General features: G+C 37.4%; 11 protein-coding genes and 1 other annotated feature. Of the genes, 1 reads left to right on the top strand and 10 read right to left on the bottom strand.

What is annotated here, in order from left to right; translation table 11 throughout:
- Window positions 1-3: 3 nt before the first annotated feature.
- The 6 genes from RGT18_RS04820 to RGT18_RS04795 form a co-directional block, all read right to left on the bottom strand.
- A complete protein-coding gene (locus RGT18_RS04820) occupies window positions 4-981 on the bottom strand; it encodes an ABC transporter ATP-binding protein (protein ID WP_211220306.1) in 978 nt (325 codons plus the stop codon).
- A complete protein-coding gene (locus RGT18_RS04815) occupies window positions 974-1,960 on the bottom strand; it encodes an ABC transporter ATP-binding protein (protein WP_028078381.1) in 987 nt (328 codons plus the stop codon). The genes RGT18_RS04820 and RGT18_RS04815 overlap by 8 nt, the downstream gene beginning before the upstream one ends.
- Complete coding sequence (locus RGT18_RS04810) at window positions 1,957-2,820, bottom strand: ABC transporter permease (RefSeq protein ID WP_028078382.1); 864 nt, start codon at window positions 2,818-2,820, stop codon at window positions 1,957-1,959. The genes RGT18_RS04815 and RGT18_RS04810 overlap by 4 nt, the downstream gene beginning before the upstream one ends.
- Window positions 2,820-3,752, bottom strand: a complete 933-nt coding sequence (locus RGT18_RS04805; RefSeq protein WP_028078383.1) for an ABC transporter permease — start codon at window positions 3,750-3,752, stop codon at window positions 2,820-2,822. The genes RGT18_RS04810 and RGT18_RS04805 overlap by 1 nt, the downstream gene beginning before the upstream one ends.
- An 80-nt stretch (window positions 3,753-3,832) precedes the next feature.
- Window positions 3,833-5,440: an ABC transporter substrate-binding protein gene (locus RGT18_RS04800; RefSeq protein WP_028078384.1), complete on the bottom strand. Its 1,608-nt coding sequence runs from the start codon at window positions 5,438-5,440 to the stop codon at window positions 3,833-3,835.
- A gap of 80 nt (window positions 5,441-5,520) precedes the next feature.
- Window positions 5,521-5,755: a binding site (T-box leader), on the bottom strand.
- A 147-nt stretch (window positions 5,756-5,902) separates the two neighbouring features.
- Window positions 5,903-7,840, bottom strand: a complete 1,938-nt coding sequence (locus tag RGT18_RS04795; RefSeq protein WP_051241016.1) for a Cna B-type domain-containing protein — start codon at window positions 7,838-7,840, stop codon at window positions 5,903-5,905.
- A gap of 493 nt (window positions 7,841-8,333) precedes the next feature.
- Here RGT18_RS04795 and RGT18_RS04790 point away from each other — a divergent pair, with 493 nt between their 5' ends.
- Window positions 8,334-9,662, top strand: a complete 1,329-nt coding sequence (locus RGT18_RS04790) for an ISL3 family transposase (RefSeq protein WP_338175381.1) — start codon at window positions 8,334-8,336, stop codon at window positions 9,660-9,662.
- A gap of 148 nt (window positions 9,663-9,810) precedes the next feature.
- Here RGT18_RS04790 and nrdD read toward each other — a convergent pair whose 3' ends face one another.
- From nrdD to RGT18_RS04770, 4 genes are all read right to left on the bottom strand, one after another.
- Window positions 9,811-12,015 carry an anaerobic ribonucleoside-triphosphate reductase gene (nrdD, locus tag RGT18_RS04785; RefSeq protein WP_028078771.1) on the bottom strand — a complete coding sequence of 735 codons (2,205 nt, stop codon included), beginning with the start codon at window positions 12,013-12,015 and terminating at the stop codon, window positions 9,811-9,813.
- Between the two features lie 329 nt (window positions 12,016-12,344).
- The gene (locus RGT18_RS04780) at window positions 12,345-12,956 is read right to left on the bottom strand and encodes a hypothetical protein (RefSeq protein WP_028078770.1); all 612 of its coding nucleotides are present in this window, start codon (window positions 12,954-12,956) and stop codon (window positions 12,345-12,347) included.
- A gap of 1 nt (window position 12,957) precedes the next feature.
- The gene (locus tag RGT18_RS04775; protein ID WP_028078769.1) at window positions 12,958-13,533 is read right to left on the bottom strand and encodes a hypothetical protein; all 576 of its coding nucleotides are present in this window, start codon (window positions 13,531-13,533) and stop codon (window positions 12,958-12,960) included.
- 85 nt (window positions 13,534-13,618) lie between these two features.
- A complete protein-coding gene (locus tag RGT18_RS04770; protein WP_245580948.1) occupies window positions 13,619-16,192 on the bottom strand; it encodes an FAD-dependent oxidoreductase in 2,574 nt (857 codons plus the stop codon).
- Between the last annotated feature and the right edge of the window lie 41 nt (window positions 16,193-16,233).

Below are 16,233 nucleotides of genomic sequence, written 5' to 3'. Positions count from 1 at the left end.
AGTTTACTCACTTTCATTTTCTGCATTCAATATGCATGCATATTGATGACCATTCCCTAGGTCTTTAATTTCTGGTTGTTTGAGTGTACATTCCTCTTTCGCAAAAGGACATCTTGTGTGGAATACACAACCTTTTGGTGGATTAGATGGTGATGGAAGATCACCTTCAATCAGTGTATTTTCACTCATCTCTACACCAATTGTAGGAATCGCATTCAGTAATGTTCGTGTATAAGGATGTGAAGGATGATTGAAGATATCTTCACTAGTACCCTCTTCAACAACATGTCCCAAATACATTACCAGAATACGATCTGCGATATGTTTTACAACACCTAAATCATGTGAAATAAAGATATAAGAAATGTTCAATTCCTCTTGTAGTTGTTTTAATAGATTAATAATTTTTGCTTGAATAGAAACATCCAACGCAGATACCGGTTCATCACAGATAACGATATCTGGCTTCAAGATAATTGCACGCGCAATTCCAATCCGTTGTCTTTGACCACCAGAGAATTCATGTGGATAACGATTGATACAAGTTGGGTCAAGTCCAACAAGTTTCATTGTTTCTAATACCATTTCTTCTCGCTCACTGCGTGTTTTCCAAGTCTTTTCAATATCAATTGGCTCCGCAATGATATCTCGTACCATCATGCGTGGATTTAAAGAAGAATACGGATCTTGGAAAATAATCTTTAACTTCTTTCTCGCTTCACGTAGCTCTTTTCCTTTTAAACTTGTAAAGTCTTCTCCATTTAGGATAACTTTTCCTGAAGTTGGTTCCGTCAAACGAATCAGTGATTTTACTGTTGTAGATTTACCACATCCACTTTCCCCAACAATCGCAAGTGTCTCTTTACGATGTAAAACAAAACTAACATCATCAACTGCTTTTACACTTTCCTTCTTTTGGAACAGTGTTCCTTGTTGGTAGTATTTCTTTAGATTTTGAACTTCAAGAATGATTTCACTCATTGTGCCATCCTCCTTCATCTACCAACAAGCAACGAACAGAATGATCATCATAGTACTTGAGGTTAACTTTCTTTGTAAAACATTCGCCCTTCGCAAATGGACATCTAGGTGCGAACAAACATCCTTCTGGCAAGTTATCCAGCATCGGTACTGAACCCGGGATATCTTGTAGAGAAGATTGTTGTTTATTAATTTGTGGAATTGCATTCTGTAATCCAATCGTGTAAGGGTGTAATGGTTTTTCAAACAACTTCTTACATGGAGCGCTTTCCACAAATTGACCTGCATACATGACAACAACACGATCCACCATCTGATAGATAACCCCCATATCATGGGAGATAAAAATAACTGCAGTATTTGTTTCATCACGCAACTTCTTTATTAAGCGAAGAATCTGTGCTTGAATCGTTACGTCCAAAGCCGTAGTAGGCTCATCACAGATAAGTAGCTTTGGATGACACACAAGTGCCATCGCAATCATAATACGTTGTCTCATACCACCAGATAATCGGGATGGAATATCATGATAAACCTTTTCCGGTTGGGGAATCCCTACATCACGAATCGCAGCGATGGCACGTTCTTTAAGTTCAGTATTTGAAACCTTCTCATGCGCTTTGATAGCTTCTTCAATTTGCTTACCAACTTTCATTAATGGATTTAATGAAGTCATTGGTTCTTGGAAAATCATAGAAATATCTTTACCACGTATTCTTTGAAATTCACGTAGACTGAGTGTTGTCATATCTTGACCTGCATAGAATATCGTACCATCTGCGATTTTTGCGGGTGAATTCAAAAGATTCATAATCGCAGATGCCAGCATAGACTTACCACAACCACTTTCACCTACGATACCTACAATTTCACCCTCTTTAATCGAGAGATTTACTTTGTCGATTACTGGAAGTGGACCCTTTTCTGACAAGAGTTCTACTTCTAAGTCTTTAATCTCTAATACTGTATTTTGGCTCATAGTTCACCTCTTGAAATACGTAGTTTAGGATCTAGAGCATCACGTAGTCCATCACCCATCATGTTAAAGGCAATTACTGTAACGATAATACATAGACCTGGAAATAAACTGTAATACGTATTACTACGAATAAAATCCTGTGATTCGGCAATCATTGATCCCCAGCTTGGCTTTGGTGAAGGTACACCTAAACCCAAATAACTTAAACTAGCTTCCGATAAGATTGCACTAGGGATACCTAACGTAATCGAAACAATTAACATTGGAATACAGTTTGGGAATAAATGCTTTAGGATAATACGTAATGTAGAACCACCATCTACCTTACATGCTTGAATGTATTCTTGGCCCTTTAGCTGCATTACTTGACCGCGAATTAATTTGGCTGTACTTGCCCAACTTAATAAACCCAGTGAGATATATAGATTCGTAATACCTGGTCCTAACGCATACATTAGTGCCATCGCAAATAACAAAAATGGAAATGAAGAAAATACCTGCATTACAAATGAAATTGCGTCATCTATTTTACCACCGACATAGCCTGCTGTAACACCCATAAAGTATCCGATAATTGTCGCAATTAATTGCGAAATAATACCTACCGATAGTGATACACGACACCCATACACACAACGTGTAAAGATATCTCTACCATACTGGTCTGTACCCCACCAGTGCTTTAGACTAGGTGATAGTAAACGCTCTGACAATGCTTGCTTTTCAGGGTCATAACTAGTAATAAGTGGAGCGATAAAACAAATAATAATCAAACTGATTAGAATGAGCGCTGATACAACAGCGACTTTATTTTTACAAAAACGTTGGAAGGATTCACTATAGAAATTGTTTTTCTTCATTAGTTCACCTCCTGTGTTAAACGTATGTTTGGATTAACAACTGCATATAATATATCTACCGCAAAATATACGAGTACACATATCGCTGCCACATAGATAACTCCACCTTGTACAAGTGGAATATCACGACGATTGATTGCATCAATCAATAACTTACCAATACCTGGAACATTAAATACATTCTCGGTAATCATCGATCCTGTTAGTAGCACACCAAAGTCATTTCCAAGAATCGTCATAATTGGAATTAGTGCATTACGGAATGCATGGAAGAAGATGATTCTTGGATAACTAATACCCTTCGCAAATGCTGTGCGGATATAATCCTGTTTCATCACTTCTAACATCGACGTACGTGTAACGCGCGTAATCGATGCGGCAGATCGAATGCCTAGCGAAAATGACGGTAACACCCACCATATTGTAGATTTCACACCTGATACTGGAAACCAACCAAGTTTCAAACCCACAAAAATCTGTAAGATAATCGCAATCCAAAATGATGGCGCCGAGATACCAAAGACAGAAAGCGACATCAAAATACGATCAATAATACGATTGTGGTATACCGCTGCTAATACACCAAATAATAATCCGATTACGATTGCGATAATGTATGCCGCAATCGCCATCACAAATGTATATTTAAATGCTTGTAAGATTAAAGTTAATACTGCTTTACGTTGGAAGTAGCTTGTACCTAGATTTCCTGTAACCAAGCCCTGAAGCCAACGCAAATATTGGAGTGGCAAAGGCACATCAAGACCTAGTTGGTGTCTAGCAGTTTCAATTGCGTCTTTACTTGCAAATTCACCAAGCATTGCGGCTACGACGTCTCCTGGAATTACATTTAAAACGATAAATGTAAGTAAGGAAATCGCAAAGATAATCATGATTGCCAACAGTGCTCTTTTTAAAATATATTTACCCATGCCTATATCCTTTCATCAATAACAGAAATACAGTCTGTGTGTATGGAATCATCACACACAGACTGCTATCCTAATGTTTTTTACTTTTGTTCTTTTGCTGCTGCTTGTGCATCAATATCTGCATTCCAGAAGTGGTAGATTAAGTTACCTACTGTAAAGTTCTTAACATATGACTTCGCAATGAATTGGCTCTGTGGATAGTATAGAGGTATGCATGCATAGTCGTCAAATGTAAGAATCTTATCTGCTTCTTTGTATAATTCTGCACGTTCTTTTTCGTCAGTAGAAGCTCTAGCCTTATCTAACGCTGCATCATACGCTGGGTTATCATAGAACACACCACGATTTACAGAGTTCTTTGAGTAGAAGTAGTTGTACATTTGGAAGTCACCATCTGGATATAACGCATTCCAAGTCATACCAGTTAATGCGACGTTACCTGCAGCACGATCAGAGTTCCATGTAGCGTTATCAACAATATTCAATGTTAACTGGATACCAACTTCAGCTAAATAACCTTGTAATGCATCAAATACTGTCTTATCCGCTTCACGAATTTCAGCTGTCAGTGAGATTCCATTGCTGTAACCTGCTTCAGCTAATAACTTCTTAGCAACTTCAGGATTGTATTCTAATACCTTTCTTGAATCATCATGACCAGGGATCTGGTTGTTCAAGAATGATGTTGCAGGAATACCTGCACCCGCAAGAATTGTCTTAACTAATTCTTCACGGTTGATAGCGAGTGAGATTGCCTTACGTACATTTACATCAGAGATATATTCACTCTTAAGATTTAGTGAGATGAATGATGTTCCTAATGGATGATATGTATGAATTTCATCACTATGAGAAGATTGATATTGTTCTAATAAACTTGCAGGTAAATCTGCTAAATCAATATCACCATTTTCATAAGCGATTAACTTTGTCTGTGCATCATCATAGTAAAGGAAATGTAGTTCATCAAGATTCACATCACCACCGTGATACTTTTCATTCTTAACGAGTACTACTTCTGTTGTGTCATCGTTTGATTGAATCTTGTAAGGACCTGTACCAATGAGGTTTGTACCTGTACCCCAAGCAGCACCCGCTTCCTTTGTTGCTTTCTCTGGGAAAATATTTGCATATGAAGTTCCTAGGTTCTTAACAAATGGAGCAAATGCATAATCTAGTGTGATGTTGAAGTGATAATCATCAACGATTTCAAATCCAGAAAGCTCTGTAGCATTTCCTGCAAGCATGTCTTTCGCACCTGCAATCATTGAGAAGTATGTTGTTGACTTAGCTCCTGTAGCAGGTGTAAACATACGTTCAAATGTATACTTAACATCTGATGAATGTAGTTCTGTACCATCCGTGAAGTAAACACCCTTCTTCAATGTAAAGGAATATACTTTTCCATCTTCAGAAACCTTTGGGAAATCTTCAATCAATACTGGTTCTTCTTCATTGTTGTCATCGAAACGTAAGAGCGATTCAGTTACTTCATCTGCAATCGAAGCTGCACCGGAAGATGTACTAATCTGCATATCTAAGCCTGTTCCTGCATTTGCTTGTCCGAAGCGTAATACTTTCTTCTCAGTTGTTGTTTCATCTGTAGAGCCGGACTTTCCTGCACTGCATCCTGCAAGCAAGAAAATTGTTGTTGCAATTACTGCAAACTTTTTAATAAATTTACTCATCTTTTCCTCCCTGTACCTTTATCGTGTTGGCGTAAAGTACTATACAAAAAATCCCGTCATCACAATATACATTCGTATACTGCAAGGACGGGATATATCATCACGTGTTACCACCTTGTTTTATTGTTTCATCACTGAAACAACCTCATCGAGTACCAACATACTCTAATCCTATAACGGGAATACCCGGTCATGCCTACTTATCGACACGACAGCTCCAAGACCATTTTCATTACTTATTAACTTGTTCGCTTTCACCTACCCGAACTCTCTAAAAAGTGTTAAAGTAACTACTTTTCTCTTCATTGCTTTTGTATGTGAACTACTTTAATGCATATATTGTTATCTGTCAAACAAAATAATTTTCATTTGCTAAAATTTTCTTTCAAGTACTTTATATAATTGTGTTTATCAACTTATATCGTACGTATTTAATAGCGTTTTTTAGTTTTCAATTTTTCCTTATCTCGTAGCTGTTTTCTTTTTAACCACTACCATCATCATGATTGAAAGAGAAACTACCATAAGAGTTGTATACACCATTGGATTAAAGTAATCCGCTGTCTTTGGTGTCTCCTTAAAGTTTGTAATTGTGAAGCCTATTTGTGCATCGCCAGTTATACTTGTCGTATATCCAGCAATTCTATCTTCATCAATTGTATCGATGATTTCGTGGCCATCGTTTGCATCATATTTTGGTAGATTTACAAATGTATGTCTCCAGTTATCAGCGGATGTGATTGTGATTGTATCTTTGATAGAACCATCAGCAAAAAGTTTAACTGTAATAGATGTTGCCGGTTGACCAACCCACTTTTTCTCTACATCAACCGATCTTATTTCAGTATTTGTATTTGTGATTGTATAACCAGTTACCATACTACCAGTCACGACAGAATCGTAATTTAAAACAGCATCTTCTAGAACTGTGTAGTTAATTTCAGTAGTTGTTCCTGGTTGATATTTTCTTAAGTCAGCAAATGTATCCGACCAGTTATTCGCTGCATTTAATACAACTGTTTTCCCCGTATCTACATTATCGGCATATAGATGAATCGTTACCGAAGTGCCTTCTGGTCCTATCCATTTCTTCTTTGTTGCAACATCGATCTTGATAGGATTATCTTTTATGGTCTGTACTGCACCATCTGTAGCAGTTACCTGTAATGTATATTCATCCTCATTCAATTCATATCCTTGAGGGGCCACTCTTTCTTTCACTTTATATGTTCCAACAGGGAGTGCAGCTGAAGTAACTGTACCATCCGCACCCGTAGTCAGTTCAAATGTAGTACCATCCGGTTTAGTAACTGTAAATACCGCATTCGCTAAACGAGTCGCGTTATCTTCGGCATCCACTCTAATGAGCTTGATTTTATTAGCCAAATTTCCTGTTGCTGTACCACTTGAACTAAGTGTTTGATAATACCCACTATCTCCACCATTTTGCTCGGTCGATGTGAGATCAACATGGTTTGTTAATCTAGTATCTGGTGTATATGTTGTCTTATAGATTAGACGATATTGCGTAGCATTGATTGTACCAAGGTTGATTGTAAAACTTCTATTATCTGCACCAAATGAAATCTTGCCAGCCAAGCTTACCGCAACAGAATTACTTACTTCTCCAAGCGTAGAGTAATCTACACTGTATAATTCAAAGCTACTAGGAATATATGTCTCGCTACCATTACCACCTGTTAAATGGTCCGTAATCACAACATTTGTCAAAGTTGCTTTCTTATAATTGATACGTACTTTCCATAAAGCTTGATCTGTAGTACCCAGTACTCCCTCACCACTCTTCTTAAGAACCTCGTCATTATCTAAAGGTGTTGGACCATCTAATCTAATAATTTTATTTACGACTTGACCATTTACAGAAACTGAAAATGTATTATTCTGATTAACCAATAATGATGTATACAAAAACTTCGAGGCAATTTTTACATTTCCTCTAACATCTGTTCTACCTGTAACCCAGTTCGTAAATGTTAGACGAACTTTACCACCTACATCACCTGGCCCAGGTGTAATATGTGCTGTTGCGATTACTGCTGTTCCATCATCACTCATAACATTGAAATCGTACGTTGTTGTATCTGATGGAAATTTCATTGTTTGCGGTAAATCAATATCAAAGTAATCACCAGCCTGTAATTGTGTTCCACTAGCATCCCAATCCAACTTCATTAGGAAGCGTTCTGTATACCATACACTATTAACAGTTTGGCCAGAACTATTCTGTATCTCAAATGAAGTGACTGTAGATGGAACTTGTCTAGCAGGACCAGCCGCAGAAACACGCCACATCATACCTTGAAATAACAAAGTAAACATCATTACAACTGATAATACATACCGAAAAAACTTCTTTCTCTCCATTTTGCCATCTCCCATAATCGTCATTCTCCCAAAGGGTATTACGACAACCAACGAATAGATTCTATCCACTTTTATGTTGTAACTTGTTGTATAAATCTATATCCCTTTGAGTTTCCAATATATATGGCTATACTGATACTTTTCATAGAGTTTTCTACTCTTTAAATCTAAGCATACAATATAGCCATTTACATCTTTCCATTATGATAACCCTATATGTTTACATTAACAATTTAAGAAACTATTAATAATATCAACTATATTCTCGTTGTAATTTACATTCGATTTATGGTGTGTACATCGCACAAAAAAGGATATGCAATGCATATCCCTTCATTTCTTATAGGGGCGCTCTAAAATTACTTGGGGTTGGGGTACCGCAATGAGAAGACTTGGGGTGCCTTTTTGATACTTCTTCAGAAAACTTGGGGTACCTTCAAAAATAAAAAAACCTCTCATGTTATTATCTTTTTGCTATGAAAGAAAATGTCTTGAGAGGAGGCCATAAATGGCTATTGATTATATTATCACATCTGCTTTGAACTTGTCCCAAGATCAAGTTCAAAGTCTATCTACATATCGCAATCATGATACCTTGAATATTTATCTTCTACTGATAAATAAACATCCCATTTGTCCTTACTGTGGTGCTGATACATCTAGTAAAGGACTTCTAACATATACATTCAAAACGCAAGACATCGCTGGTCTAAAAACGATTGTCAACTGGAAACGTAGACGATATAAGTGTCATGACTGTCATCGTACTTTTAGTGAAGACAATATCTTTACCCCTGATGGTATGCACTCCACCTTCTCTATGGTCGATCAAATCATGAAAGATCTAGGTGATATCTCCATTAACTTAAAGACAATTGCACTAAGAGCACATGTATCTATTCCTACGGTAGAACTCTATGCCGATAGTTACTTGAGAATTCCAAGGCAGTTCTTACCCGAGTATCTAGGAATTGATGAACTATATTCTGACATGGCGTTAAAAAACAGTTCTTACTTATGTGTCATGGTCGATAATAAAGCTCGTGTTCTAAACGAAGTCATACAGTCTCGTTCAAAAAAGGAACTCAGCACTTACTTTGAAAATATCCCATTAAGTGAGAGACAAAGAGTGAAGATTGTGACCATGGATATGTGGCAGCCATACAAAGATGTTGTAAAGAAATATCTGCCCAACGCCATCGTCGCTGTAGATCCTTTCCATGTCATCGAGCATCTTACATCTGGATTCTCACGTCTACGTATCGATATCATGAATCATTATGAAAAAGGAAGTAGAGCTTATTATCTTCTTAAAACATGGCATAAATTACTGGAAACCGACTACAACTTAGATAACGAGCCGAAATATAACAGTTTCTTTAGGCAAAAATTGAATTATCGAAATCTATATGATCAGTTATTGGAGATTGATCCAGTCTTAACGCTTGCCTACCACTTAAAAGAATTATTTCGCAACTTTAATAGAACTGCTATTTACCCATCTTGTACAATCGAAATTACCTCCATACTAGATGCGTTTATTTCTGCCGACATACCTGCGTACGAAGACTTTTTGACATCTATCACAAACTGGAAAGAGGAGTATCTCAACTCGTTTAGAAGACCGTATGATGACAGAAAACAATCGAATGCACTATCAGAATATATGAATAGTAGATTACGTGTACTGATCAATGTTTCTAATGGTCTTTCAAACTTTCCAAGATTCCGTGCTAGAGTGCTCTACGCGTTAAACAGAAAACTATATTACACAATTACGGATCACCTTCAATCCAACAAAAGGATTGGAAAGAAGCGTGGTTCATACAAAAAATAATTAACAATAAAACATTTCTTTCTTAGCACATATAAAAGGTAGAAATCGTAGACAAGAGACATTATTCTCATCTACAATTTCTACCTTTTTACCCCCATGTAATTTTAAAGCGGTTTTTTCTAAAACCCCAAGTTATTTTACATTAGGCTTATAGGTGTAGTACGCGTTCTTTGATTTCTTGTGTTCTTCCTTGATTCCAGAATTGTGTTCCAATATAACCACATGTTCGACGTGCCACGTTCATCTTTGTTTGATCTGTATTACCGCAACATGGGCACTTCCAAATTAACTTATGGTGTTCATCTTCAACGATACTAATTTCGCCATCATATCCACATACTTGGCAATAGTCACTCTTTGTATTCAATTCAGCGTATGTAATTGTATTATAGATATGCTTCATAAGTGCAAGTACTGCAGGAATGTTATTCTGCATATTCGGAACTTCTACATAGCTGATTGCGCCACCTGGAGATAACTGTTGGAAGTCAGATTCTAACGTTAGCTTATCAAATGCATTGATATCTTCAGCAACATGTACATGATAACTATTTGTAATATATGCACGGTCTGTAACACCCTTGATTATTCCAAAACGCTCTTGTAGACACTTTGCAAACTTGTATGTTGTAGACTCCATCGGTGTTCCATATACGGAGAAGTCAATATTTGTTTCAGCCTTCCATTTGTTGCAAGCATCATTCAAGTGCTGCATTACACGCATACCAAACTCTTTGCCCTTCTCTGTTGTATGAGATGTACCAGTCATATAGTGTACACACTCATATAAGCCACCATAGCCTAATGAAATTGTGCTATATCCATTAAACAATAGTTTATCGATAACCTCACCCTTCTTCAAACGAGCAATCGCACCATATTGCCATAAGATAGGTGCTACATCAGATGGTGTTCCAAGCAATCTCTTATGACGAATCATCAATGCTCTATAGCAGAGATTTAATCTTTCATCAAAGATCTTCCAGAACTCTTCTTCATTTCCCTTTGAAGAACATGCCACATCAACTAAGTTAATTGTTACAACACCTTGGTTAAATCTTCCATAGTATTTATGGTGATTACGATCATAGTTCTCTGCTTCCGCAATATTTCCTAAATCTTTATCTGTAAAGCGGTCTACTGTTAAGAAGGAACGACATCCCATACATGGATATACATCACCGTTCTTAAGGTTCTTCATTACTTTAGCAGAGATATAGTCAGGTACCATTCTCTTCGCAGTACATTCAGCCGCAAGTTTTGTTAAGTAGTAATACTTGCTATCTTCATATACATTATCTTCATCTAACGCATAGATCAGTTTAGGGAATGCCGGTGTAATATAGATACCTTTTTCGTTCTTAACACCTGTCATTCTTTGCTTGAGCATCTCTTCGATGATAAGCGCAAGGTCATCTCTTGTCTGACCAGCTTCCACTTCATCTAGATACATAAACACTGTCACGAAAGGTGCCTGTCCATTTGTAGTCATCAGTGTAATGATTTGATACTGAATTGTCTGTACACCTGTTGTGATCTCCTTACGTACACGCAATTCTGCAAGTGCATTAATCTTGTCATTATCAACTTCGATTCCTGCTATAGCCAATTCTTCCGCAACGTTACGACGATGCTTTTGACGTGATACTTCAACAAATGGTGCAAGATGAGATAGTGTAATTGTTTGTCCACCATATTGGTTTGAAGCTACCTGCGCAATGATTTGTGTTGCGATATTGCAAGCAGTCGCAAAACTATGAGGTTTTTCAATTGCAGTACCTGAAATGACTGTCCCATTTTGTAACATGTCCTCTAGATTGACTAAACAACAGTTATACATTGGTTGTGCAAAGTAATCTGAATCATGGAAATGGATAATACCCTTTTCATGTGCTTCATAGATATCTTGAGGCAATAAAAAACGCTTTGTGATATCTTTAGAAACTTCACCCGCCATGTAGTCACGCTGTGTACTATTTACAGTTGGATTTTTATTGGAGTTTTCTTGTTTAGCTTCTTCATTGTTTCTTTCTAATAAGGAAAGAATCTTTTGGTCTGTAGTATTTGCCTTACGAACTAAAGCACGTTCATAACGATATGTAATATAGTTATGCGCCACTTGGAAAACCTGTGCCTTCATTAATTCGTTTTCAACCATATCTTGAATTTCTTCAACAGATACAGATCTCTTTAGAGATTTGCACTTGCTAGAAACACGTTCTGTAATATCACGGATTACTTTTGCTGTTGTACGATGTGACAAATCTGTTGCGTTATTTGCCTTTGTAATCGCATTTTCAATCTTCGAAACATCGAAAGCGAGTTCCTCGCCACTACGCTTAATTACGTTCATTTTACCCCTCCATATAATAATAGTTGCATTTCCAACTATTATTTTGTATACAAGAATAATACCCTCTCACCGCATAAAAAACAAGCATCATTGTTATGAAAATTGTATTCATTTAATCACCTAAAAACTTTCATTTTAAAAAGTCCGCATCTATAAAGGACTTTTTAAAAAATGTAATGTTTTTTCATCAAAATTATTTTTGTAACTATCGTATCAATCATCTCTACCATGAAAGTGATTGGATTTCACTTTCATCATTCATGAAACCCTTGCATATAAAATATGTTAACCACAAAAAATCTACCCTATATAGGATAGATTCATTTCACTTATTCCCAACCCTTTGAGGAATAATATTCCAAGTTGGTGATTTGTTGATTTGCGTCAATATCACAGAAGATATAACAGAAACGATACGGTGTTTCCGAACGATGATTTGCCGTGTAGTAACTGATGCGTACAAAGTAGCGATATACATCTTCCTTTATTGACACAAGTTGTATATCCTGCTTGAGGTACTTCATATCCGATAGACCCTCAAACGTAGGATTTGAACCATCCGTAATACTTGTTGGATCTTTCATCCCTTCATTAAAAAACTGTGTATCTGTTTTTAAGTTATATGTAGAGATGATACTTGCCCTTTGGGTTGCATATTCCTCCGGTGAATTCCAAACAAAGGCAGTCGTCCAAAGTTGATCCATCATTGCAGTATCTGAAGATACACGCTTAGAGGAAGCATAAATTGTATCACTTTCCCCAAAACCATTTACATATCCAGATGGTATCTCTGACAATTGATTCTCTAATCCTTCTATCTCACGTAGTTGAGATAGCCATTCCATATTTCTTCGATTACCCCATTCCCAAATCAAAACGAAAGTAACTACCGTGATAAGTGCACATAACAAACATATAACAAAACTCGCCAGTCTCTTCATATTAGTACCAAGCCTCCACAGAACTTCCTTTTAGTTCTCTGCCATTTGGATTTCCATATTGGCTATAATTCAATACAAGATTTGAAAAATGATTTGTACTAACATCATAATAGCCTTGTACCCACGCAAGCATATTTGTCCCATCGCTTAAAGTCCAAATCACTTTTTGACTTGAACCCGAGAATATAAACGTTGGCGCAAATGACCATGTATATGCGCCATCTATCGGATACCATACTGACATGAAGTTACCATTATCACCTGCAGTAATATATGTCTCCATCGCTGATTGCAGCTCTGGACTTATTACATCCGTTTGATCTTGCAGAGCCTGTGTCTGTGCTTGTGCTACTGCATGTCCCGCATTGAACATCGTTTCAAGCTTTGTATACTCTTCTGAAGATGTTTCTTGTTGTAATGCTTGTGCATCTGCAATCTGCTGTGATAATGCATTGGCTCTATTAGCGTTTTGAATAGAACCCTCTTCAAACTTTTGTGCAGATTGAAACGTTCCATAAACAATATAAACTGTTACGGCTATGAATAATACCGATAGAAATGTAAATATTTTGCGCATAATAATACCTCTTCTTAGCGATTATACCATGAATGAAAGGATAGAAAAAAGAAAGAGGTCACTTGTACCTCTTCCCAAGTTCGTTTTACTTGTTGTCTGCAACGATTGTATCAGCAGCTGTACGACCTGAAACGAAAATTTCAACAATCGCATTACCACCTAAACGGTTACCACCGTGGATACCACCAGTTACTTCACCAGCAGCGTATAGACCCTTGATGATATTACCATCTTTATCTAATACGTGACGCTGTGCATCAACCCCTAAACCACCCATTGTATGGTGTGTAGATGGAGCTAATAATCTAATCTTTAGCTTCACACCTTCAAGTTTATAAGTATCAACGATATACTTACCATTTTCATCCTTTTCAGCTGTACCAATCAATGTTGTCCAACCAGTCTTTGTTGGATTCAATGTATTTTCAGTACCTGTCATCAATGCCATATCATATTCCTTGATTGTATTGATAACTTCTTCTTGTGTGCATTCAAAGCCTAACTGCTTGAACAACTCACCTAACTGATCAACAGTTCTTGTGTACTGTCTATCCTTAACATCACTTTCCCAAAGAGTTAGATCTTCATCCTTTGGTGTTCCATAAGGATATGGACCAGGAACTAATTGGTTGGAGTTTGCGATATCCATAATTGTTCCATTTGTGCCATTAAAGCTTACACCATTTTCAAATTCAGCTAGTGATAACACGTCACGCTCACCTGTTTCATTAACGAAACGCTTACCAGTTGTAGGGTTAATATAGATTGCATAGTGTCCACCACCAAATGCAAGGTTGCCATTATCTACCCAAGAGATAGGCATCATCTGAGCAAAGCCCATACCTGTTGTTTCTGCACCAACAGCAACGCCCATATCAATACCAGAGCCTACTAATGAAGAACGGTTTGTTGTACGTGTATGTGTTGTGATATCACCATCAGCCCAGTAGTCATTTGTTTCCATAACACGCTTAATATCTGCAGCGTACCCACCAGTTGCGAGTACTACACCCTTCTTAGCATGGATTGTTACTGGAGTGCCATCATATTGAACACCCTTAACACCAACCACTTTTCCATCCTTATCTGTGATAAGTTCTGTTACCTTTGTACGTAACATGATTTCATTGTCTGCATGGTTAGCAGCTGTTTCAAGTAATGTCTTCTTAGTTGTTGCAAAGTATGTATTCCAAACTGTCTTACCCTTTACATTCTTTCCATCTGGATCTGGTGTTCCATCTCCATCAAGATCACTTCCCTTGAAGTCATTTTCACGATTCCATAAAGCACCTACAATAATTGGCTGAATAGAGTTATCAAAGATTGCACCTTGATTTTCTAACCAACCTTTGAGGTCTTGTCCACCATCAACGAACTGCTTGACAAGATCATATGAGCCATAGATCCATGATGTCTTTTCAGCGTTTGGTCTTAATCCACCATAATATGTCTGGAAGATATGTAGATTTGGAGTTGAGAATAATGTGATTTCACCTTCTGCCTTACCTGCATCTAACTGTGGCTGCGCCCAGTTCAAGTAAGCCTGAATCTCACTCTTCAATTCTTTTAATGTACTTAAGTATTCCGCGTGCACACCAGCATGTGACAATGTTTCAATATCACCTGCTACAAATGGCGTGTTATCAAAGTACTTGCTATCGAATTCCTTTTCATTCCAGTTAAGGATTTCCTTTAATACCTTGATGTTACCAGTAGCGTTATGAACTTTGTTGTATGTAACACCCTTATAAACTCCTGTTGTTGCATCTGGATCAGCCGGATCCCAAACTAAGTATGATTGTGCAGACTGGAACTGTCCACCAGAAGCAACTGTGTTACCACCGATTTCGGCATTCACTTCTAATACAACAACTGAATTACCATTCTGTGCAGATTGTACTGCTGTAGCCATACCAGCACCACCAGCACCTACTACAACAACGTCAGTTGTCTTTTCGATTGCTTCACCCGCTTTATGTTCTACTGTATTCTTCTTAAAGCCATCTAAATCACTAGCTTCTGCCTGTTTTGCTGCGTCAATTAGGGCATTCTTGAAACCAATTGAAGTAAATGTAGCACCTGAAATAACATCGATGCCTGCACCATTTGCTTCCTTAGCATCTGCTACTAAATAATCAAATGCTGGTGTTCCGATATGATTTGTTTCTTTGTTGTCACTATAATCGATTTCGGAAATACCATCCTTTGTAAATGTAACTGTTAAGTTGATAGGACCATTATAACCTGTGCCAGTACCTGTATATGTACCTTCCTTATATGTCACCTTTACATTTTCATGCTTCTTCGCACTGCCATCATCCTTAGCACCTGCTTGTTCTAAAGCATTCTTAGCTGCCTCGATGATAGCTTTTGATGTGATTGTTGCGCCAGAGACTGTGTCAACGTTTGCTGACTGGTTCTTTACAATTGCTTCTGGAACTGTTGTTAAAGCTTCTGTCGCAATACTCTCTGTTTCTTGCTGCTCTACCACTTTTACAGACTCAATCTTGTTTGCTGAAACAGTAACTTCAACCTTAACGTCACCATTACGTCCAGCCGCTACACCCGTGTAAGTTCCAGCTTTATACTTGCCACCTGAACATGCAACAAGAGACAAAGCCATCAATGAACTGAGTGCAATCTTTGCGTAATTATTCATTTTTCCCTCCATGTGTATTTATTAACAAATACCTAATCTTA

This window comes from Solobacterium moorei (genome assembly GCF_036323475.1).
Classification (GTDB): Bacteria; Bacillota_I; Bacilli_A; order Erysipelotrichales; family Erysipelotrichaceae; genus Bulleidia; species Bulleidia moorei.
This window is presented reverse-complemented; position numbering and strand designations above follow the sequence as displayed.